At 66.7% G+C, this 19,656-nt stretch carries 17 protein-coding genes; 5 read left to right on the forward strand and 12 right to left on the reverse strand.

All coding sequences use genetic code 11. From position 1 onward, the window contains the following. Positions 1–39 precede the first annotated feature (39 nt). The 3 genes from phnD (at position 40) to AC1DIN_RS05910 (ending at position 4,570) form a co-directional block, all read left to right on the forward strand. Complete coding sequence (gene phnD, locus AC1DIN_RS05900; RefSeq protein ID WP_476809033.1) at positions 40–954, forward strand: phosphate/phosphite/phosphonate ABC transporter substrate-binding protein; 915 nt, start codon at positions 40–42, stop codon at positions 952–954. Between the two features lie 179 nt (positions 955–1,133). Further along, complete coding sequence (locus tag AC1DIN_RS05905; protein ID WP_476809034.1) at positions 1,134–2,246, forward strand: branched-chain amino acid ABC transporter substrate-binding protein; 1,113 nt, start codon at positions 1,134–1,136, stop codon at positions 2,244–2,246. Positions 2,247–2,476: 230 nt separating this feature from the next. Then, a complete protein-coding gene (locus AC1DIN_RS05910; protein WP_476809035.1) occupies positions 2,477–4,570 on the forward strand; it encodes an ABC transporter ATP-binding protein/permease in 2,094 nt (697 codons plus the stop codon). Between the two features lie 166 nt (positions 4,571–4,736). On the opposite strand, the gene AC1DIN_RS05915 is transcribed toward AC1DIN_RS05910, so the two are convergent. From AC1DIN_RS05915 to AC1DIN_RS05955, 9 genes are all read right to left on the reverse strand, one after another. Further along, the gene (locus AC1DIN_RS05915; RefSeq protein WP_476809036.1) at positions 4,737–5,222 is read right to left on the reverse strand and encodes an META domain-containing protein; all 486 of its coding nucleotides are present in this window, start codon (positions 5,220–5,222) and stop codon (positions 4,737–4,739) included. A 133-nt stretch (positions 5,223–5,355) separates the two neighbouring features. Next, the gene (gene hisG, locus AC1DIN_RS05920; RefSeq protein ID WP_476764933.1) at positions 5,356–6,342 is read right to left on the reverse strand and encodes an ATP phosphoribosyltransferase; all 987 of its coding nucleotides are present in this window, start codon (positions 6,340–6,342) and stop codon (positions 5,356–5,358) included. Next, positions 6,339–7,451: an ATP phosphoribosyltransferase regulatory subunit gene (locus tag AC1DIN_RS05925; protein ID WP_476809037.1), complete on the reverse strand. Its 1,113-nt coding sequence runs from the start codon at positions 7,449–7,451 to the stop codon at positions 6,339–6,341. Before AC1DIN_RS05925 ends, hisG begins: the two co-directional genes overlap by 4 nt. Positions 7,452–7,622: 171 nt before the next feature. Beyond that, the gene (locus tag AC1DIN_RS05930) at positions 7,623–7,940 is read right to left on the reverse strand and encodes a GIY-YIG nuclease family protein (protein ID WP_476809038.1); all 318 of its coding nucleotides are present in this window, start codon (positions 7,938–7,940) and stop codon (positions 7,623–7,625) included. Between the two features lie 58 nt (positions 7,941–7,998). Further along, the gene (gene hisS, locus AC1DIN_RS05935; RefSeq protein ID WP_476809039.1) at positions 7,999–9,591 is read right to left on the reverse strand and encodes a histidine--tRNA ligase; all 1,593 of its coding nucleotides are present in this window, start codon (positions 9,589–9,591) and stop codon (positions 7,999–8,001) included. A gap of 195 nt (positions 9,592–9,786) precedes the next feature. Beyond that, positions 9,787–11,160, reverse strand: a complete 1,374-nt coding sequence (gene glcF, locus AC1DIN_RS05940) for a glycolate oxidase subunit GlcF (RefSeq protein WP_476809040.1) — start codon at positions 11,158–11,160, stop codon at positions 9,787–9,789. A gap of 3 nt (positions 11,161–11,163) precedes the next feature. Then, positions 11,164–11,799, reverse strand: coding sequence for a DUF2585 domain-containing protein (locus AC1DIN_RS05945; RefSeq protein ID WP_476809041.1), 636 nt, complete (start codon positions 11,797–11,799; stop codon positions 11,164–11,166). Beyond that, positions 11,799–12,986: an FAD-binding protein gene (locus tag AC1DIN_RS05950; RefSeq protein WP_476809042.1), complete on the reverse strand. Its 1,188-nt coding sequence runs from the start codon at positions 12,984–12,986 to the stop codon at positions 11,799–11,801. The genes AC1DIN_RS05945 and AC1DIN_RS05950 overlap by 1 nt, the downstream gene beginning before the upstream one ends. Continuing rightward, positions 12,983–14,419, reverse strand: a complete 1,437-nt coding sequence (locus AC1DIN_RS05955; RefSeq protein WP_476809043.1) for an FAD-binding oxidoreductase — start codon at positions 14,417–14,419, stop codon at positions 12,983–12,985. The genes AC1DIN_RS05950 and AC1DIN_RS05955 overlap by 4 nt, the downstream gene beginning before the upstream one ends. 136 nt (positions 14,420–14,555) lie before the next feature. Between AC1DIN_RS05955 and AC1DIN_RS05960 the strand changes: the two genes are divergently transcribed. Further along, positions 14,556–15,461, forward strand: coding sequence for a LysR family transcriptional regulator (locus AC1DIN_RS05960; RefSeq protein ID WP_441468968.1), 906 nt, complete (start codon positions 14,556–14,558; stop codon positions 15,459–15,461). Positions 15,462–15,611: 150 nt separating this feature from the next. Then, positions 15,612–16,550 (forward strand): SMP-30/gluconolactonase/LRE family protein, encoded by a 939-nt coding sequence (locus tag AC1DIN_RS05965; RefSeq protein WP_476809044.1) that lies wholly within the window; start codon positions 15,612–15,614, stop codon positions 16,548–16,550. An 18-nt stretch (positions 16,551–16,568) separates the two neighbouring features. On the opposite strand, the gene AC1DIN_RS05970 is transcribed toward AC1DIN_RS05965, so the two are convergent. From AC1DIN_RS05970 to mscL, 3 genes are all read right to left on the reverse strand, one after another. Then, positions 16,569–17,630: an AbrB family transcriptional regulator gene (locus AC1DIN_RS05970; RefSeq protein ID WP_476809045.1), complete on the reverse strand. Its 1,062-nt coding sequence runs from the start codon at positions 17,628–17,630 to the stop codon at positions 16,569–16,571. A gap of 120 nt (positions 17,631–17,750) precedes the next feature. After that, positions 17,751–18,944 (reverse strand): pyridoxal phosphate-dependent aminotransferase, encoded by a 1,194-nt coding sequence (locus AC1DIN_RS05975; protein ID WP_476809046.1) that lies wholly within the window; start codon positions 18,942–18,944, stop codon positions 17,751–17,753. A gap of 121 nt (positions 18,945–19,065) precedes the next feature. Further along, positions 19,066–19,488: a large conductance mechanosensitive channel protein MscL gene (gene mscL, locus AC1DIN_RS05980; protein WP_441468721.1), complete on the reverse strand. Its 423-nt coding sequence runs from the start codon at positions 19,486–19,488 to the stop codon at positions 19,066–19,068. Positions 19,489–19,656: the final 168 nt, after the last annotated feature.

Here is a 19,656-nt window from a genome sequence, read left to right on the forward strand (position 1 = left end):
AGGACCGCTCAACGCATTCGTCGTATCCTGGGAAGCATCATGCCGACACGCCGCTCAGTCCTCGCCGGCCTTGCCGCCACGAGCGCCGTCCCCGCTTTCGCGCAGGCACCGGACTGGCGACAGAGCATCAAGGAGGTGCGCTTCGGCGTCTCTTCCGCCGAGAACGAAACCGGTGCCATCGCCCGCACCCAGCCGATGGTCGACTACCTGTCGCAGCGCCTCGGCGTGCCCGTCCGGTTCTTCAGGGTTTCGGACTATGCCGGCCTCGTCGAGGCGATGCGTGCCGACCAGGTCGACTTCGCCCGCTTCGGACCGGCCGTCTACGCGCTCGGGCGCCGTGTGCTGGGCGAAAAGCTCCAGCCGCTGCTGCGCGACGTCGATAACCAAGGCCAGGAAGGCTACTATTCGGTGCTGCTGGTGCGGGCGGACAGCGCCTATCAGAACCTTGCCGATCTCAAGGGCAGGGTTCTGGCCTTCGCCGATCCGAACTCGACCTCCGGATACGCTTTCCCCGCTTATTTCCTGCGCAAGCAAGGCATCGACCCGAAGGCCTATTTCAGCGGCACCGTCTTTTCCGGCGGGCACGACAACTCCGTGCTGGCGCTGGTGCGCGGGCAGTTCGACGTCGTCGCGACCTATCAGGTCAATACCGAGTCCGGCGTCGCCCAGCGCCTCGCCCAGCGCGGCATGATCCCGGCCGGCTCGACCCGCGTGCTCTGGACATCGCCCCTGATCCCCGCCAGCCCGTTCTCGACCCGCGCCAACCTGCCCCAGGGCCTGAAGGACGATTTCGTCGCAGCGATGAACGCGATGAAGGATGCTGCTCCGGACGTCTGGAAAACCTTCACCGATGGCCATGTCTCGCGCTATGCGCTGGCGCGTCATGAGGATTATCTTGACGTCATCGCCGTCACCGAGGAGCTGGAAGCTCAGCGCAAGGCGAAGAGCGGCTGAGCGAACTCCAAACCAGCGACCCTGCTCCCGGCGAAGCCGGCCGTCGCATTGCCATGCGTTTGTCGCGATAGCTGATGAAAATGCAGGCAGTGTCCCTCGGACCGGCCTTGGCCTATACAGGCGACAGGCGATCCTCGGCAGGGTCGCGCGCATAAATTGCATGTCGTAGGGAGATGCAGATGAAAAAATCCTATTTCCTGTCGGGCGCTGCGTTGGCCGCCACGCTGTTCCTGTCGGCGCAGGCCGCTCAGGCCGACATCACCATCGGCCTCGTCGCGCCGCTGACCGGCCCCGTCGCTGCCTATGGCGACCAGGTCAAGAACGGCGCCCTGACCGCCGTCGACGTCATCAACAAGAATGGCGGCGTGCTCGGCGAGAAGCTGGTGCTGAAGCTCGCCGACGATGCCGGCGATCCGAAGCAGGGCGTCTCGTCCGCCAACCTCCTCGTCGGCGAGAAGGTCAAGTTCGTGGTCGGCCCGGTGACCTCGGGCGTCGCCATGGCGGTTTCCGACGTGTTCTCCGAGAGCGGCGTGCTGATGGTGACGCCGACCGCAACCTCGCCAGCGTTGACGACGCGCGGCCTGAGCAACGTCTTCCGCACCTGCGGCCGTGACGACCAGCAGGCGGACATCGCCGCCGCTTATGTCCTGAAGAACCTGAAGGACAAGAAGATCGCGATCGTCCACGACAAGGGCACCTACGGCAAGGGCCTCGCCGATGCCTTCCAGAAGGGGATCAATGCCGGCGGGCTCAAGGAGGTCGTCGCGCTGACGGTCAACCCCGGCGACAAGGACCTTTCGGCTGTCGTGACGCGCCTCAAGGCCGCCAACGTCGATGTGATCTATTTCGGCGGCTACCACCCCGAGGGCGGGTTGCTCTCGCGCCAGCTCGCCGATGCCGGCGTCAAGGCGACGATCATCGGCGGTGAGGGCCTCTCCAACACCGAGTTCGCGGCGATCGGCGGCGATCATGCCACCGGCACCCTCTTCACCAACGCCACCGACGCGCTGAAGAACCCGGATTCTGCCCAGGCCGTCGCCGCGCTGAAGGAGAAGGGCATTCCTCCGGAGGCCTTCACGCTCAACGCCTATGCCGCGGTCGAAGTGCTCAAGGCCGCCATCGAGAAGGCCGGCAAGGCCGGCGACGCGACCGGCGCCGCCAAGGCGCTGCAGTCCGGCATGCCGGTCAAGACCGCGATCGGCACGCTGACCTACGGCAAGACCGGCGACCTGAGCTCGCCGAGCTTCTCGATGTACAAGTGGGACGCCGGCAAGATCGTCGCCGCCGAGTGACGCTCGCCAGCAGCGGGCTACGGCTCCGCTAGACCTGCCTTGCGCCCTGGACGAGCCGAGCTCGCTCCGGGGCGTTTTGCTTTGCGGCTCCGGCGCGGATTTCGGCCTCGCAAGCGCCTGTCCGCCAGATGACAATTTGCTCATTCGGGCGCATCGCCATTGAAAGGCCCCATCCGCTGCGACATGGTCCGAATCGTGGAGCCCACCGTTTCCCGCCAGGATCCCTGCCCATGCGTCTGTTGAGCATCTTCGTCGCCCTGCTGGCGGCCGTCACGCTGGTCGCCGGCCAACAGACCGGATCGGCCGGGCTGATCGGCATGGGCGTCGTCGGCCTGCTGCTGGCGGTGGTAACCTTCCGCTCGCCGACCCTGCCGTTCTTCCTGCGCATCTTCTCCGGCGTGTTCGCCATCGAATATGTACTGTTCGGTGCGGCAGCCGTGCTGGCGCAGATCGACTGGTGGCCACCAGCGCTGCAGATTCCCGCGGTGCCGTCCAGCCTGCCGACCACCGTCGGCGTCTTCGGCATCCTGATCTACGCGATCTCCTTCGTGCCGGTGATCGCGCGCATCGCCCGGATCGCCTCACCCTATTTCGAATCGCAGGAGGTCACCACGGCCAATCTCTGGCCGATCGGTCCGTTCCGGATCCGGCTCGGCACGCTTGCGGTCTCGCTGTTCGTCTTTCTGATCGTGTTGAACCAGACCCAGGTCGGCATCACGCTGCGCCTCTCCTTCTTCAACCGCGACATGTACGACGCGCTGCAGAACAAGGATGCGGCGGCGTTCTGGTATCAGCTCTTCTACGTCTTCTGCGTCTGGGCCCTGCTCTGGGTCATTTCGAACCTCATCGAGCTCTTCGCCAACTACACCATCCTGATCCGCTGGCGGCAGTTCATGGCGAACGAGTACACGCAACACTGGCTCGATCACGCGACGCATTACCGGATCGCGCTTGCCGGCAGCGTCGACAACCCCGACCAGCGTATCGCCGAAGACACGCGCGCCTTCGTCAACCAGACCTACAACTTCGCGCTGCCCCTGCTCTCGCAGGTTTCGACGCTGGTCTCGTTCTCGATCATCCTCTGGAACATCCCGGTCGCCTTCAACCTGCCCGGCACCTCGATCGCCGTTCCCGGCTATATCTTCTGGGTCGCGTTCTTCTACGCGGTCGCGGCGACCTGGCTGACGCACCTGATCGGGCGCCCGCTGATCCGGCTCGAATTCGAGCAGGAGAAGCGGGAGGCGAATTTTCGCTTCTCCCTGGCCCGCCTGCGCGAATATTCCGAACAGATCGCGCTGATGGTCGGCGAGCCGACGGAGCGCGCCCACCTCGCCCAGCGCTTCCACGACATCGTCGAGAACTTCTACCGGCTGGTCTGGCGCCGGCTGAAGCTGACCAGCTTCACCCTGTCCTACAACCAGCTTAGCGTCGTTCTGCCCTACATCATCCTGGCGCCCTACTACTTCGCGGGCACGATCACGCTCGGCATCATGATGCAGGTGGCCGGCGCCTTCGACCGAGTGCAGACTGCGCTCTCCTTCATCATCAACAGCTACTCCTCGATCGCCTCCTACCTCGCTTCGATCAACCGCCTGACCTCGTTTGCGTCCGCGATCGCCGAAGCGCAGCACGGGCCGATCAGCGAGGAGGCTCTCAGCCGCGAGACCTCGCGCGACCAGGGCCTGCATATCCGCAACGCCACGCTGCTGCTGCCGAACGGCAAGCCGATCGTGAAGCTCGGCTCGCTCGATTTCGGCAAGGCGCGCTCAACCCTGCTGATCGGCCCGTCCGGCTCCGGCAAGTCGACGCTGTTCCGCGCCATCGCCGGCATCTGGCCCTTCGGCGACGGCAAGGTCGGGATTCCGCCCGAAGCGGATATCATGCTGCTGCCGCAGCGCCCCTATCTGCCGCAAGGATCGCTGCGAGCCGCGCTGGCCTATCCGGCCAAGGAAGGCGCCTATGAGGACGCCGCGATCCGCGCCGCGATGGAGAAGGTCAAGCTGGGCCATCTCGCCGACAAGCTCGACGAGGTCGATCTCTGGGGACAGCGTCTCTCGGGCGGCGAGCAGCAGCGGCTGGCCGTCGCGCGTGCGCTGCTGAGCAAGCCGGACTGGCTCTTCCTCGACGAGGCCACCGCCTCGCTCGACGAGAAGCTGGAAGGCGAGATCTACGCGACGATCGACCGGGAACTTCCCGAGGCCCGTATCGTCTCGATCGGCCATCGCGCGACGCTGCGCACCATGCACGATGCCATCGTCACCATGGAGCCGAATGTCGACGGCACCTTCACCCCGACGCCGACGGAAAAAACGCCGGCTGCCTGACGGCGAAGGGCGCTCCCCTTCTCCCCTCGGGGAGAAGGTGGCACGGCGAAGCGGCGTCGGATGAGGGCCGACCCGCCTCACTGATACAGGAAAGGGCCGCTTGCGCGGCCCTTTCCTCATCCATCTGATGCGCAGACACCTTCTCCCCCGAGGGGAGAAGCAGGCGTCAGAGCGAGCGGCTGAGGGTTACCTCGCCGGCCGCGCCCTTGAGGACGAGGCGGCCATTGACGATGTCCCAGTTGCGCGCACCGCGTAGTGCGGTGAGGAAGGTGCGCTCGAACTCGAGCAGTCCCTTGTCGCAATCACGCTTGGTAAGCGCGATCGGCCCCACGGCGAGGCCCTGCTGGCGCAGCGGGTAGGCCGAGGCCGAAAAGGTGTTGCAGCCGCCAAAGCCGGTGCCGCGGAGGTTCTTGTCGATGATCAGCGTCGCCCGGCGCTCGTAAACCGGCTTGCCGTTCAGCTGGACAACGCTCCAGCTCGCGCCGACCGGGAAGGTCTTCTCCTGCTGGGCCTGCGGAATCTCGGTCTGCGCGCCGCCGAGCTCGGAGCGCGACGGCATCTGCTGGCGGCGCTGAGCCATGGCTTCGCCCGGCATCAGCATCGGCACGGCCAGGCCAGCAAGAACGGCCGCAAGGCCAAGGCGTCGGATCATGATCGTCTTACCTGCATTCACTCGCACGGCCGCGCGGCCGGCCGCCAAACCGGTTAACACGCCTAGAGGCCAATTGGTTCAGGATCAAGGCTGAACCGCGACCGATCTCGTCATTCCATCGCAGAAACCAGCTTCAGATCCGGGCGTTGAGTCGTTCCAGCAGGCGGTTCGACCGACGGAAGACATAAGTCGGTGCGGAGACGGTCACGTCGTCGGCACCGAGTCCGTCGAGATGCTCGACCAGCGAGAAGACGGCCTTGTCCGGGCAATGCAACGTCAGCGGCGCACCGGCAGCCGGCACACCGAACGGCAGCCGGGCGCCGAAACGCTCCGCGAGAACCGCCAGCACCTCCGGCGACAGATCGAGACGCGCACGGACCTCGCGGATCGTGCGCCCCTCCTCCTCCGCCGCGATGCGCGAGAGGATGGTCTTCGCGGCAGCCCTGGCGCGCTCGCCCCAGGGGGCACGCATCGAGGCGACGAGATTGGCCTCCGAGGCCAGCATCACGCCGTCGTCCAGCACCTTCAGCGCATTGGCCGCCAGCGTCGCGCCGGTGGTGGTGATGTCGACCACGATCTCGGCCGTGCCGGCGGCGGGCGCGCCTTCGGTCGCCCCGAGGCTCTCGACGATGCGGTAATCGGCGAGGCCGTGCTCGGCGAAGAAGCGGCGGGTCAGGTGCACATATTTCGTGGCGACGCGCAGCTTGCGGCCATGGCGGGCGCGCATGGTCGAAGCGACATCGTCGAGATCGGCCATGCTGCGCACGTCGATCCAGGCCTGCGGCACGGCGACGACGACATTCGCCTGGCCGAAGCCGAGCGGCGTCAGCATCTCGACGGCGGCATCGGCGTCAGACAGTTGCTCGCGGACGAGATCCTCGCCGGTGATGCCGAGATGGGCGGCGCCCGAGGCGAGCTGCGCGACGATCTCGGAGGCAGAGAGGAACGCGACCTCGGCGCCTTCCACCCCGGCAATCTTGCCGCGATAGCCGCGCTCGCCGCTGGCCTTGACGAATTTCAACCCGGCCCGGCCGAAGAAGGCGGTCGCGTTCTCCTGTAGGCGGCCCTTGGAGGGCACCGCGAGGACGAGCGGGGCATCGTTGCTGGACGACTGGCTCATGCCGCGTCTCCCGTCAGCCGGTCGAGCCAGAGCGAGGCGCCGACGGCCGGGATCGGCCGGCCCGCGCCGAGACGGCCGAGGACGTTGTCATAGCGGCCGCCGCCGGCGACCGGCTTGCCGTCACCGCGGGCCGCATCGTGCAGCTCGAAGATGAAGCCGGTGTAGTAGTCGAGATTGCGGGCGAAGCCGGCCGAGAAGCGGATCGCCCCGACATCCACGCCGCGCGCGGCGAGGAAGCCGGTACGCTCGTCGAAGGCGTCGAGCTGACGACCCAGATCGAGCGAAGCCTGGTCGGCCAGCGCCCGGAGCGCAGCGGAAGCGGTGTCGGGATCGCCCGAGACGGCTAGCACTTGGGCGAGCAGCGCCTTGACGTCACCATTCACCGGGTTTTCGCGCTCGGCCGCGCGGGCCAGGAAGCGTTCTGCGATATCCGCGGCCGTGCGCCCGCCGACCGTCGAGATGCCGGCAATCGACAGCACGTCCTCGACGAAGGCGCGGGCGGCCTTGGGGTCCTGCCCTTCCAGCGCCTTGAGCAGGCCGGCATGGGCGGCCTCGCCATCTGCCGCCGGCGGATCGAGCGCCTCGACCGCTTCCGTTCCCTTGCCCTGCACGATGGCGCGCACGAGGCGGCGGCGCGCAGCCCGCGGCACCGAGAGCGCGTCGAGCAGCGCACCGAGGAGCGCGACATCGCCCATCTGGATACGCGGCACCTTCAGGCCCAGCGCGGTCGTCGCCTCGATGGTAACAGCCATGATCTCGGCATCGGCGGCGGTGAAATCCGCGCGGCCGAAGGATTCGATTCCTGCCTGCTGGAACTCGCCCGGCTCACCGGCTCGCATGCGGAAGACCGGGCCGGCATAGGCATAGGCCGCCGGCTCGGTCGAGCCCGAGGCGATGTGATCGAGCGCGACGGGGATGGTGTATTCGGGTCGCAGGCACCAGTCGCGGCCGTCGGCATCCTGCGTCATGAAGATGCGGCGGCGGATGTCCTCGCCCGAGAGATCGAGGAAGACGTCGGCGGGCTGCAGGATCGCGGGCTCGGCATGGACATAGCCCTCGCCTGCGAAGAGCGCGATCACGGTCTCGATGCTGGCGCGGCTTGCGGACACGGCTACCTATCCTGTTGCGAGCGCCGTCCTAGCAGCGGTGCGACGAACTTTCGAGGGATTTGAGGAAAATGGGTGAACGGGATTTTCCAGCTGTCATGCTCGGGCTTGACCCGAGCATCTCAGGACGAGGAAGGCTCTACCGCCCTTCCGCCCAAGTTTCTCGGCTCTGTGCTACGCTCCGGCCGAGAAGGACTCGGGGTAGATGTCTTCGAATAGATCACGCCAATCTGGATTAATCTTCTCGATCATTTCGATCTTCCACTCCCGATCCCAGCGCTTCAGGCTCGTCTCGCGCTGGATCGCGAGCTCGATGTGATCGAAGGTCTCGAACCAGACGAGCTTGTCGAGATTGTATCTTGCCGTAAACGACCGACCGACAAGCAGCTTGTGCTCCGAAGCGCGTTTGACCGGATCAGCGGTCACACCAAGATACAACGTGCCTCGCGGCTTGTTCGTCATGATGTAGACGGAGGACGGTTCGAGGTTCACATCATTCTCGGGCGCAGCGAAGCGCGGACCCGAGAATCTCCGGCAAGAGATGCTCGGGTCAAGCCCGAGCATGACGCTGGAGCACGGTCTTCACACCGTCCACCAATCGATCCACCGGCACGGCGAACTGCGCCTGCGCCTGCTTGGCCTTGTGCTCGGCGGAGTCCTTGACGTCGCGGCTGGCGGCGGCGAGTTCGGCGCCGAGGATCAGGTCCTTTATGACGACCGTGCCCGCGTCGCGCTCGGAGGAGCCCTGGATGACCGCGCAGATGGCTCCGCGCCGGTCGGCATATTTCATCTGCGCGTTGAAGCCGGAGGCGCCGAGATAGAGGTCGGCGCGCAGCAGCGGCCTGCCATCGGCATCCTGGGCCTGCCGCAAGGCGGAGACCATCGCCTGATAGCCCGGCATGAACTCCGGGGACTTGTTGTCCATCGCCGTGACGACGACCAGCGGCAGCTCACTTTTGCTGTCGACGATCGGCGACTTCACCGCCTTCAACGCGGAGTAAAGCCGCGAGACGCCGATGGAGAAGCCGGTCGCCGGCACCGGCTCGGGCCGGAAGCGACCGACGAGGCCGTCATAGCGCCCGCCGCCCGCGACCGAGCCGAAGCGCACCACCTGCCCATCATCATTGGTGACCGGGAAGGTCAGCTCCACCTCGTAGACCGGGCCAGTGTAGTATTCGAGGCCACGGACGACGGAGGGGTCGATGCGGATGCGGTCCGGGCCGTAGCCGGCGGCCACAAGAAGTTTCGACAGCTCGTCGAGCGTATTTACCCCGTCATACAGGACCGGCTTCTCGGCGGCCAAGGCATCCCAGGCGGACTTGCTGACACCGAAATCGGGAATGTCGGTCAACGTATCGAGAAAGGCGGTGCGGCCCTCGAATGTCGAAAAATCAGCTGCCACCAAGGAGAGGATAACTTTCGTCTGGATCTCATTCAGCCCCGCGCCCTTGGTGAAATCACCGCTCTCATCCTTGCGGCCTTCGCCTAGCAGCAGGCGCACGCCCTCCGGCCCGAATTTGTCGAGCTTGTCGATCGCCCGCAACACCGTCAGCCGGCGCCCGGCATTCTCCTCGCCGCCGAGGCCGATCGCCTCCATCACGCCATCGAGCACCTTGCGGTTGTTGACCTTGACGACATAGTCGCCGCGCTTGATGCCGAGCTTCTCCATCGTGTCGGCGGCGAGCATGCAGATCTCGGCATCGCCCGCGACAGTGCCCGAACCGACGATATCGGCGTCGAACTGCATGAACTGGCGGAAGCGACCCGGGCCGGGCTTCTCGTTGCGGAAGACGTAGCCGACACGATAGCTGCGATAGGGTTTTGGCAGCGCGTCGAAATTCTCCGCGACATAGCGGGCGAGCGGCGCCGTCAGGTCGTAGCGCAGCGAGAGCCACTGCTCGTCATCGTCCTGGAAGGAGAAGACGCCCTCGTTCGGCCGGTCCTGGTCGGGCAGGAACTTGCCGAGCGCGTCGGTGTATTCGACGAAGGGCGTCTCGACCGGATCGAAGCCATAGACCGAGAAGCTCTCGCGGATGACGGAGAGCATGCGCTCGGTGGCGGCGACATCGGCCGGGCCACGATCGACGAAGCCGCGCGGCTGGCGGGCCTTCAGCTTGGCAGGGGCGGATTTGTCGGCGGACATGGGCGAACTCGGATTGGGGCGTGCGGTACAAAACGTACGAGGCGGGTTAGACCGCCGCGACGCAGGGAGCAAGTCACGGGGCGTCATTCTCGGGCGGAGCGAAGCGCAGACCCGAGAATCTCATGACACGAAGGTGCCGGTGCCCTCTGCGGCAGGAGATGCTCGGGTCAAGCCCGAGCATGACGCGCTTGTTGGCTATTCGGCCGCCGCGAGTGTCGCAACGCGCAACGGCCGATCCGCAATCCCCGCCCGCGCCAGCTTCTCCGGCAGCGGGCCGCCGGTCGCCCAGTCGAGCAGTTCGGCGGTGTGAACCACCGGGGTCGTCGCGCCCCTGTCGGCAAAACCCTTCGCTAGCTGGGTCATGCAGCCGATATTGCCGGTTGCGACCAGCACCGGCTTGGTGCGCTCGATGTTGCCGATCTTGCGCTCGCGCAGGCGGCCGGCGATCTCGGGCTGGAGGATGTTGTAGACGCCGGCCGAGCCGCAGCAGATATGGCCTTCCGGCACCTCCTTCACCTTGAAGCCGGCGCCCGACAGCAGCCGCTTCGGCCCGTCCTTCAACTGCTGGCCATGCTGCATCGAGCACGCCGAGTGATAGGCGATCGGCATGGCGACATCGCGCACCGCCGAGAGCTCAAGCGTTTCCAGGAACTCGGTGACGTCCTTGGCCAGCGCGGAGACCTTCGCTGCCTTCTCGGCATAATCAGGCTCGTTGCGGAACATGAAGCCGTAATCCTTGATCGTCGTGCCGCAGCCCGAGGCCGTGATCAGGATGGCGTCGAGCCCCTCGCCGTCGATCTCCGCCATCCAGGCGTCGATGTTCGCGCGGGCGAAGGACAGGGCGTCGTGCTCCTGCCCCATATGGTGGACGAGCGCGCCGCAGCAGCCCTCCCCTTTCGGCAGCACGACCTCGACGCCGTGGCGGTTGAGCAAGCGGATCGTCGCCTCGTTGATGGCGGGATCGAGCACCGGCTGGGCGCAGCCGGAGAGCAGCGCGACGCGCTTAGTCCGCGCTGCGGGCGGCGGGAAGCTCTGCGGGCCCTCCATAGTGGAGCGCGTCGGCAGCCGCACGGGCGCCAGCGCCACCATCGCCTTCAGCCGCGGGCCGACGACCGGGAGGACGCCGAGGACGGGAGCGAAGGGCTTGCCGACGAGAGCCGCCAGCATCGCGGCACGGAAGCGGGCGGGATAGGGCAGGATCGCCGCCAGCACCTTGCGCAGCAGCCTGTCATGCCAGGACCGCGTGTAGGTCTCCTCGATATGGGCGCGGGCGTGGTCGACGAGGTGCATGTAGTGCACCCCCGAAGGACAGGTCGTCATGCAGGACAGGCAGGACAGGCAGCGGTCAATATGGGTGACCACCTCCGGCGTCGCCGGCTTGCCGTTCTCCAGCATGTCCTTGATCAGGTAGATGCGTCCGCGCGGGGAATCGAGCTCGTCGCCGAGCAGCAGATAGGTCGGGCAGGTCGCGGTGCAGAAGCCGCAATGCACGCAGGTGCGCAGGATCTTCTCCGAAGCCGGCATGCGCGGATCGGAAGCGAGGCGCTCGGGACTGAAATTGGTCTGCATCGCTCAGGCTCCGCCCTGCCAGGCTTTGATCCAGTCCATCGGCCAGAGCAGCATGATGACGTTGAGGGTGAGGTTGTCGCGGATCAGCCAGCCGACGATCAGCTCCATCGCCAGCGCGCCGGTCACTGTCACCCAGACCGGCGCCAAGCGGGCGAAGAGGAAGCCCAGCACCATGGCGAGGATGTCGCTGACCGAGTTCAGGACGCTGTCGCCGTAATAGTCGAGCGAGATCGTCGCCGAACGGTAGTGATTGATCACCGCGTCGGTGTTCTCGGTGATCTCCCAGGCGCTCTCGGCCACGATGGCGAGCAGCAGCGCGAGGCCGAACGAGATCGGCAGGCCGCTGACGCGGCGGATCAGCCAGAACAGGCCGTAGAACAGGAAGCCGTGGATGATGTGCGAGAAGGTGTACCAGTCGGTGACGTGCTGGGAGTTCTCGGAGGACATCACCGTGCCCTGCCAAAACTTGATGTTCCCGCATTTGCAGATCGGCTCGCGGCCCATCCAGAGCAGCGTGCCAGCCGCGATGGCGATCAGCAGCGCGGCCAGCAAGGCGATGGCCATCGGGCTCAGGCGGCCCGGCGCCCAGCTCGCGCGCGGCGGGGCTATTTCGGAGGAAAAGGTATCAGCGAGCGCCATCAGATCCCCGCATACATCCGGCCCGGCTCGAAAATGCCGGCCGGGTCGAAGCTCTTCTTGATGCCGGCCGTGACGCGCATCAGCGGCTCGGCCAGCGGCTGGAAGACATCGACGGCGGCACGTACCGCATCGGGCGCGCGCACCAGCGTGGCGTGGCCGCCGAGCGGCTTCAGCGCCGTGCGAATAGCGGCCGCGCCGGCGTCGCCATCGGCCGGAGCCGCCAGCCAGACCAGCCCGCCGCCCCAGTCGTAGAACCAGCGCGCGCCCGGCAGCATCCGCCCGATCGCCGTGGCGGCCTTCGCACCATCCGTCGGCTTGAGCGAAAGGCGCCAGATGGCCTCGGCAGTGCCTGCGAAGAAGGCGGCGTCGCGGATGCTACGCCAGAGCGAACCGATGCCCTCGCCGTCCAGCCGGTCCGGCACGCCGTATTCGCCGAGCAGCAATGCGAGCTCGCCAGAGCGGTACTCGATCGAATCCGGGAAGTTCTCCAGACGCAGCAGCGTCACGGCCTCCTCCCCGGCGAGGCCGGCGGGAAGATGGGCCGCGGCCATCGGCTCGAAGGGCGAGCCCAGCGCCTTGGACAGCAGGGCTACGCCCTGCACATCCGACAGCCCGCGCCATTGCAGCGTCGCGATCTCCGCCGGCTTCGGCAGCACGCGGAAGGTGACTTCGGTGAGGAAGCCCAGCGTGCCGTGGCTGCCGCTGACCAGCTTCACCAAATCGAGGCCGGTGACGTTTTTCATCACTCGCCCGCCGGATTTGATCATCTCGCCGCGGCCATTGACCATGCGGATGCCGATCAGGGAGTCGCGCGCGGCACCGGCATTGATGCGGCGCGGACCGGAGATGTTGCAGGCGGCGACAGCGCCGATCGTCGGCTCGCCTTCCGTGCCGTAGAGGGCGCGATGATCCATCGGCTCGAAGGGCAGCATCTGGCCGCGTTCGGCCAGCGCCTCCTGTACCAAGGCGAGCGGCGTTCCGGTGCGCGCGGCGATGACCATCTCGGCCGGCTCGTAGAGGGTGATGCCGGTGAGGCCGGCGCTCGACAAGGTGCTCGCGGCCTGCGCAGGGCGGCCGAGGCCAGCGCGCGTGCCGCCGCCGCGCAGGGTCAGGGGGACGCGCGAATCGATCACCGATTTGACGACGGCGCAGGCCTGCGCCTCGGTGGTGGGAGTGTGGATGATCACGCCGCGATCCGTCCTTCGAGCGGAAACACCTTCGCGGGGTTGAGCAGCCAGCGCTCGTCGAACACCGCCCTCACCCGCATCTGCTGCGCCAGGTCCTCCGGGTTGAACTGGAAGGTCATCAGGTCGCGCTTCTCGATGCCGACCCCGTGCTCGCCGGTGAGGCAGCCGCCGACCTCGACGCAGAGCTTGAGGATATCCATGCCGGCATCCTCCGCCTTCTGCGCCTCGACCGGATCGTTGCAGTTGTAGAGGATCAGCGGGTGCAGATTGCCGTCGCCGGCGTGGAAGACATTGGCGACGCGCAGGCCGTAGCTCTTCACGATCTCGTCCATGCGCTTGAGCACATAAGGCAACTGGCCAGTCGGGATCGTGCCGTCCATGCAGATGTAGTCGGCGATGCGGCCGGTGGCGCCGAAGGCCGACTTGCGGCCCTTCCAGATCGCCGCCGCCTCCATCGCCGATTTCGATTCCTTGACGGTGGTAACGCCGTGCTCGCGAGCGATGGCGACGATGCGGGCGAGCTGCGCGTCCATCTCCTCGTCCGAACCCTCGACCTCGATGATCAGCAGCGCGCCGCAATCCATCGGATAGCCGGCCTTGGCGAAGGCCTCACAGATCTCGATCGCCGGCTTGTCCATGAACTCCATCGCCACCGGGATGATGCCGGCGCCGATAATCGCCGCCACGGCCGCACCGGCCTGCTCGCTGGTCGGGAAGCCGAACAGCACCGGCCGCGCACCCTCGGCCGAGCGCAGGATCCGCACCGTCGCCTCGGTGATGATACCGAGCTGGCCCTCCGAACCGTTGATCAGGCCGAGCAGATCGTAGCCGGGCGAATCGAGATGTCCGCCGCCGATCTCGACGATGCTGCCGTCGAGCATCACCATCGTCACGCCGAGCACGTTGTTGGTGGTGACGCCGTATTTCAGGCAATGCGCTCCGCCCGAGTTCATGCCGATATTGCCGCCGATCGAGCAGGCGAGCTGCGAGGACGGGTCGGGCGCGTAGAAGAAGCCTTCGGCCGAGACGGCGCCGGTCACCGCGAGATTGGTGACGCCGGCCTGCACCCTGGCGGTGCGGTTGGCGTAGTCGATTTCAAGGATGCGGTTCATCTTCGAGACGCCGACGACGATCGCATCCTCCTGCGGGATCGCGCCGCCGGCCAGCGAAGTGCCGGCGCCGCGCGGCACCACCGGGACGCCCTGCTCAAGGCAATAGCGCAGCACGGCCGCCACCTCCTGCGTGGTCGAGGGCAGCACGACCGCGAGCGGCATGCGGCGATAGGCGGTCAGCGCATCGGTCTCGTAGGGGCGGCGCTCGTCGTCGCTGGTGATCAGGGCTTCCCGCGCAACCAGGCCGGAGAGGCCGGCGATGATCGCTTCGCGGCGGGCGAGGATGCCGGCATCCGGCACCGGAAAAGCTATCGCGCTCATCGCTCCCTCCCATCTCCACGGCGCCGAGGCACTGCTCTCGGCGCATTGTTTGCGCTGCAGATTAGATCAATTCAATGACTCTTGCAGCGCAGCCAAAGCCAGCCATTATTTCCAGATTGGAAAAGGTAGCGTGTTTATGGATCGATTCGGCGATCTCGATGTATTTGCGCATGTAGTGACGGCGAAGAGCATGTCGGCGGCCGGCCGGCAGCTCAATCTGTCGCCAGCCGTCATCTCGAAGCGCATCCGCCGGCTGGAGGAGCGGCTCGGCGTGCGCCTGCTCCAACGCACGACGCGGCAGCTGGCGCTGACCGAGGCGGGCCAGGGCTTCTATGAGCGCGTCGTCTCGATCCTGGCTTCGATCGAGGAGGCCGAGGCGTGGGTCGCAAGCGGCGCCGGTCAGGTCCGCGGCACGCTGCGCGTCTCGGCGCCGACCTCGTTCGGGCGCATGCATGTCGCGCCGCATCTCAAGCGCTTCCTCGATGGCAACCCGCTGGTGACGGTCGAGCTCGTCCTGAGCGATGCGTTCGTCGACGTCGTCGGCGAGGGCTTCGATCTGGCGATCCGCATCGCCGACCTGCAGGATTCGAGCCTCGTCGCGAAGCGGCTGGCGCCGAACCACCGCGTGCTCTGCGCCACGCCGGGCTATCTCGCGACCCATGGTATGCCGGGCGAGATCGGCGATCTCGCCCGGCATACGCTGATCGCCCACAATACGGATCATTGGCGCCTCGACGGCCCGGAAGGCCCGGTCTCGGTGCGCGTCAACGGCCCCTTGCGAACCAATTCGAGCGAGGTGGTGCGCGAAGCGCTGCTGGCCGGCGTCGGCATCGCGCTGCGCTCGACTTGGGATGTCGGCCCGGAGCTGAAATCCGGCGCGCTGCAGCGTGTGCTGCCGGCCTATGCCGTCGGTTCGCGCGTCGCGGTCTATGCGGTCTATCCGAGCCGCCGGCATATGGAGCAGAAGGTGCGCGCCTTCGTCGACTACCTCGGCGAACTCTACGGCGCCACGCCCTATTGGGATGCGGGGCTTGCGCTCTAGCATTTGCTGCACCGAGATCGTGCCGCGCCGTCACGCTCGGGCTTGACCCGAGCATCTCAAGACAAGACAGCTGCTCTTTCTGCCTGAGTTTCTCGGGTCTGCGCTTCGCTTCGCCCGAGAATGACGATCCGGTGGCAAGGGAGGGATGACATGTTCGGCGTGCTCGAAGGCACAGGGGTTTCGGTCCTCGATCCGCGGTTCCACCGCGTCATCCCGGGCTCGGCACGTGTCGAGCGGCTGTGGACGGGCGCGCGCTGGTCGGAGGGACCGGCCTGGTTCCCGGCGCACAACTCGCTGGTCTGGTCGGACATCCCTAACAACCGCATGCTGCGCTACGATGCGCTTTCCGGCCATGTCGGCACCTTCCGCCAGCCGGCACGCAACTCCAACGGCAACACCGTCGATGCGGAAGGCCGGCTCGTCACCTGCGAGCATGGCGGGCGGCAGGTGACGCGCACCGATCATGACGGCTCGATCACCGTGCTGGCGAGCCACTATGGCGGCAAGCGGCTGAACTCGCCCAACGACGTGGTGGTGAAGTCCGATGGCTCGATCTGGTTCACCGATCCCGACTACGGCATCCTGACCGACTACGAGGGCGACAAGGCGCCGGGCGAGATCGGTGCTTGCAACGTCTACCGCATCGACGGAAAGACCGGCGAGATCTCCATCGTCTCCGATGATTTCGTCAAGCCGAACGGCCTCGCCTTCTCGCCCGACGAGGACGTCCTCTACATAGCCGATACAGGCGCGAGCCACGATCCGGAGAACGGACCGCGGCATATCCGCAGCTTCACGATCGGCAGCGACGGGCGCACGCTCGGCGCCTCCAAGGTCTTCGCCACCTGCACGGCCGGGCTCTTCGACGGCTTTCGCCTCGATAGCGAAGGTCGCATCTGGACGAGCGCCGCCGACGGCGTCCACATCTACCACCCGGACGGCACGCTGATCGGCAAGGTCGCGATCCCGGAGATCGTAGCGAATGTCTGCTGGGGCGGGCCCAAGCTCAACCGCCTGTTCATCTGCGGCACGACTTCGCTCTATTCCGTGATGACGCACACCAACGGCGCGATGCGGCCAGGCGGCTGAACGCCGCCGCGACTTGCCTCAGCGTGGCGGCTCGTTCTTCACCCGCGTCAGCAGCAGCGGCATGGCAAGGCCGATGATGACGAAGCGCACGAGGTGGTGAGCGCCGACATAGAGCGTGTCGAGCCCCATCGCGAAAGCCAGCATCGCCATCGCTTCCAGCCCGCCCGGCGCGAAGGCGATCATGCCGCTGGCATAGGATGTGCCGGCGAGCCAGGCCGCCGGCCAGGCAAACAGGAAGGCGACGCCGATCGAGACGGCGAAGCCGCCGATCGCCAGCGGGAACAGCCCCTTGAGCTCCTCGCGCGGAATATGCGCAATGCGCCCGCCCATCGTCGAGCCCAGCAGGATCTGCACGGCGATCTGGACCGGCTGCGGCAGCGTGCCCTCGATCAGGCCGCTGCCATGCAGGATCGCGCTGGCGAAGGTCGCGCCGAACATCAGCGGTGCCGAGAGCCCCAGCCGATCGAGGCCGAGGCCAAGCAGCAACCCCGCCATCGTCACGCACAGCATGGTGCCGGGGCTGATCGACACCGCAACCGGGATGGGAGCTCCGGTAGAAATGCCGGTCGCCTGCATGAGGCTGGGAAGGCAGGCGACCAGGACGAGCAGCCGGAACAGCTGAACCACCGAGATGCGCCCGATATTGGCGCCCTTGGCCTGGGCCACGGCGAGCACGGTCGAGAGCGCGCCGGGCGCAGCGGCGAGCAGCGCGTCGATCCAGGGCCAGCGTGCGACATGACGCAGATAGGCACCGGTCGCGAGCATGATCGCGGCGACACCGACGAGGAGCACGGCGAGCGAGGCAGGGTAGCGCGCGGCAGCGGCCAGCGCCTCAGGCGTGGCGGAGGAGCCGAGAATGGTGCCGGACAGCACCATCGTCGCGTCGAACCAGGGCCGGCGCAGTGTCGGGAGCGGGCGCATCAGGGCCACGGCCGTGCTCAGCAGCATCGAGCCCGAGAGCCAGGCGGCCGGCATGCCGAGCAACGCGAACAAGCCACCGCCCAGGGCTGCCAAAGCAATGACGAGCGCCTCCCGCCAGAGGATCGTCAGCCGGTTCGTGGGGTAGCCGAAGGGTCTCATTGCGCTCCGGGCGCGCCGATCGGGGCAGCGCCGGAGCGTTCATGGCGGCAGGCGCGGCACCGGTCAATCGGCGAGCGGGCTGCCCCGCGCAAGGCTGCCCTGCGCTGCGGGCGCGGCGGCTCAGATCGTCGCCAGAGCCTGCTGCAGCCGGGCCACCGCCTCGACCAGATCGGAGGATTTGCGGGCGAAGCAAAGGCGCAGCCCCGTTTCGCCGCCGGGGCCGAAGGCCGTGCCGGGAGCGAGGCCGACATTGGCCTTGTCGACCAATTCGAGCGCCAGCTTGCGGGAATCGTCGCGGCCATCGACCGAGAAGAACTGGTAGAACGCCCCGACTGGCGCCGAGAGCGCCACGCGATTCGTCGCCTTGAGACCTTCGAAAATGATGCGTCGGCCTTCGGCGGCGCGCGCGATCTGCTCGGCGACAAAGCCCTCGCCATCGTCGAGCGCTGCGACCGCGCCCCGCTGCACGAAGACCGGCGAGCCGGAGGTCGAGTACTGGATCAGGTTCTCGATGACCTGGCCGAAGGCTTCCGGCGCCTCGATCCAGCCGATGCGCCAACCGGTCATCGCCCAGTTCTTCGAAAAGGTCTGGACGAAGACGACGCGGTCCTCCGGCCCCATGATGTCGTGGAAGGAGGGCGCGCGCTCCGAACCGTCGAAGACGAAGCGACCATAGATCTCGTCGGCAATGATCCAGATGCCGTGCTTGCGCGAGAGCGCGAGGAGCGCCTCCTGCTCCCCGCGGGTTGCGGTCCAGCCCGTCGGGTTGGAGGGCGAGTTGATCAGGATACCGCGCGTCTTCGGCGTGATCGCGCCGGCGAGCTTGTCGAGATCGAGCGTGAATCGGCCCTGCGCATAGTCCATCGGGACACAAACCGTGCGCGCTCCGGCAACGCTGACCGCCGCGCCGAAATTGGGCCAGGCCGGTGTCGGGATGATGAGCTCGTCGCCGGGCCCGGCGATCATGCGGACCGCGATCTGGACCGATTGCATGCCCGAGCCGGTGATGAAGAAGCGCTCGGGCGAGAAGCTCTGCCCGTAGAGGCGCTCATGATAGCGCGCCAGCGCCTCGCGCAGCTCGGGAATGCCGCGCTGCCAGGTGTAGAAGGTTTCGCCGGCAGCGAGCGAGCGCGCAGCCACATCGCTGATGAAGGACGGGGTCGGCAGATCGCCCTCCCCGACCCAGAGCGGGATCAGGCCCGGCCGCAGCCGGCCGTAGTTCATCACCTCGACAATGCCGCTTTCCGGTGCGTTGACGGCTTCCGGGCGGAGCTCCGCGACCAGGGTGCTGCCGGGCAGAGTGGCGGTGTTCATCAGCATCGACCTCGCGACATTCGATGCCCTCCTTTAGCCGATCGCGGCGCCGGCTGGCATGAAATCGCGAGATCAGGTCAATCGGCCGCCGTGATGAATCGCGGCCACGCAGGCGAATGCGTCAGACGTTCTTCTGCTGCTTGAGCAGGTCCCGGATCTCGGTGAGGAGCGCGACATCGGCCGGGGGCGCAGCCGGCGACGCCGGGGCGGCCTCAGCCTTGCGCTTGAGCTGGTTGATGCCCTTGACCACGAGGAAGAGGACGAAGGCGATGATCACGAAGTTGATCGCCACCGTGACGAAGTTGCCGTAGGCCAGAACGGCGCCCTGCTTCTTGGCCTCCACCAGAACAGGCGCCGTAACGGCACGATTGAGGCCGAAGAAGTAGTTCGAGAAATCGACGCCGCCGAGCGCGCCGATGAACGGCATGATGATGTCCTGGACGAGAGAATCGACGATCCTGCCGAAGGACGCGCCGATGACCACGCCGATGGCGAGGTCGATGACATTGCCCTTCAGGGCGAATTCCTTGAATTCCTTCAGCATGCTGCACCCCTGAGCTAGCAGACGACACTTCCCCGTCAGTCGGTCCCGAACGCTAGACCAACCCGACAGAGCAGGAAAAGCCTAAATGCCCGGCCGAATCAGGCGCATCGGGGCTTTTGCGGCAAAGAGCTGGGGATGACTTGCGCCTTTGTCCTATGGCGGGCTCGG

This window comes from Allobosea sp. 05T438 (assembly GCF_056396025.1).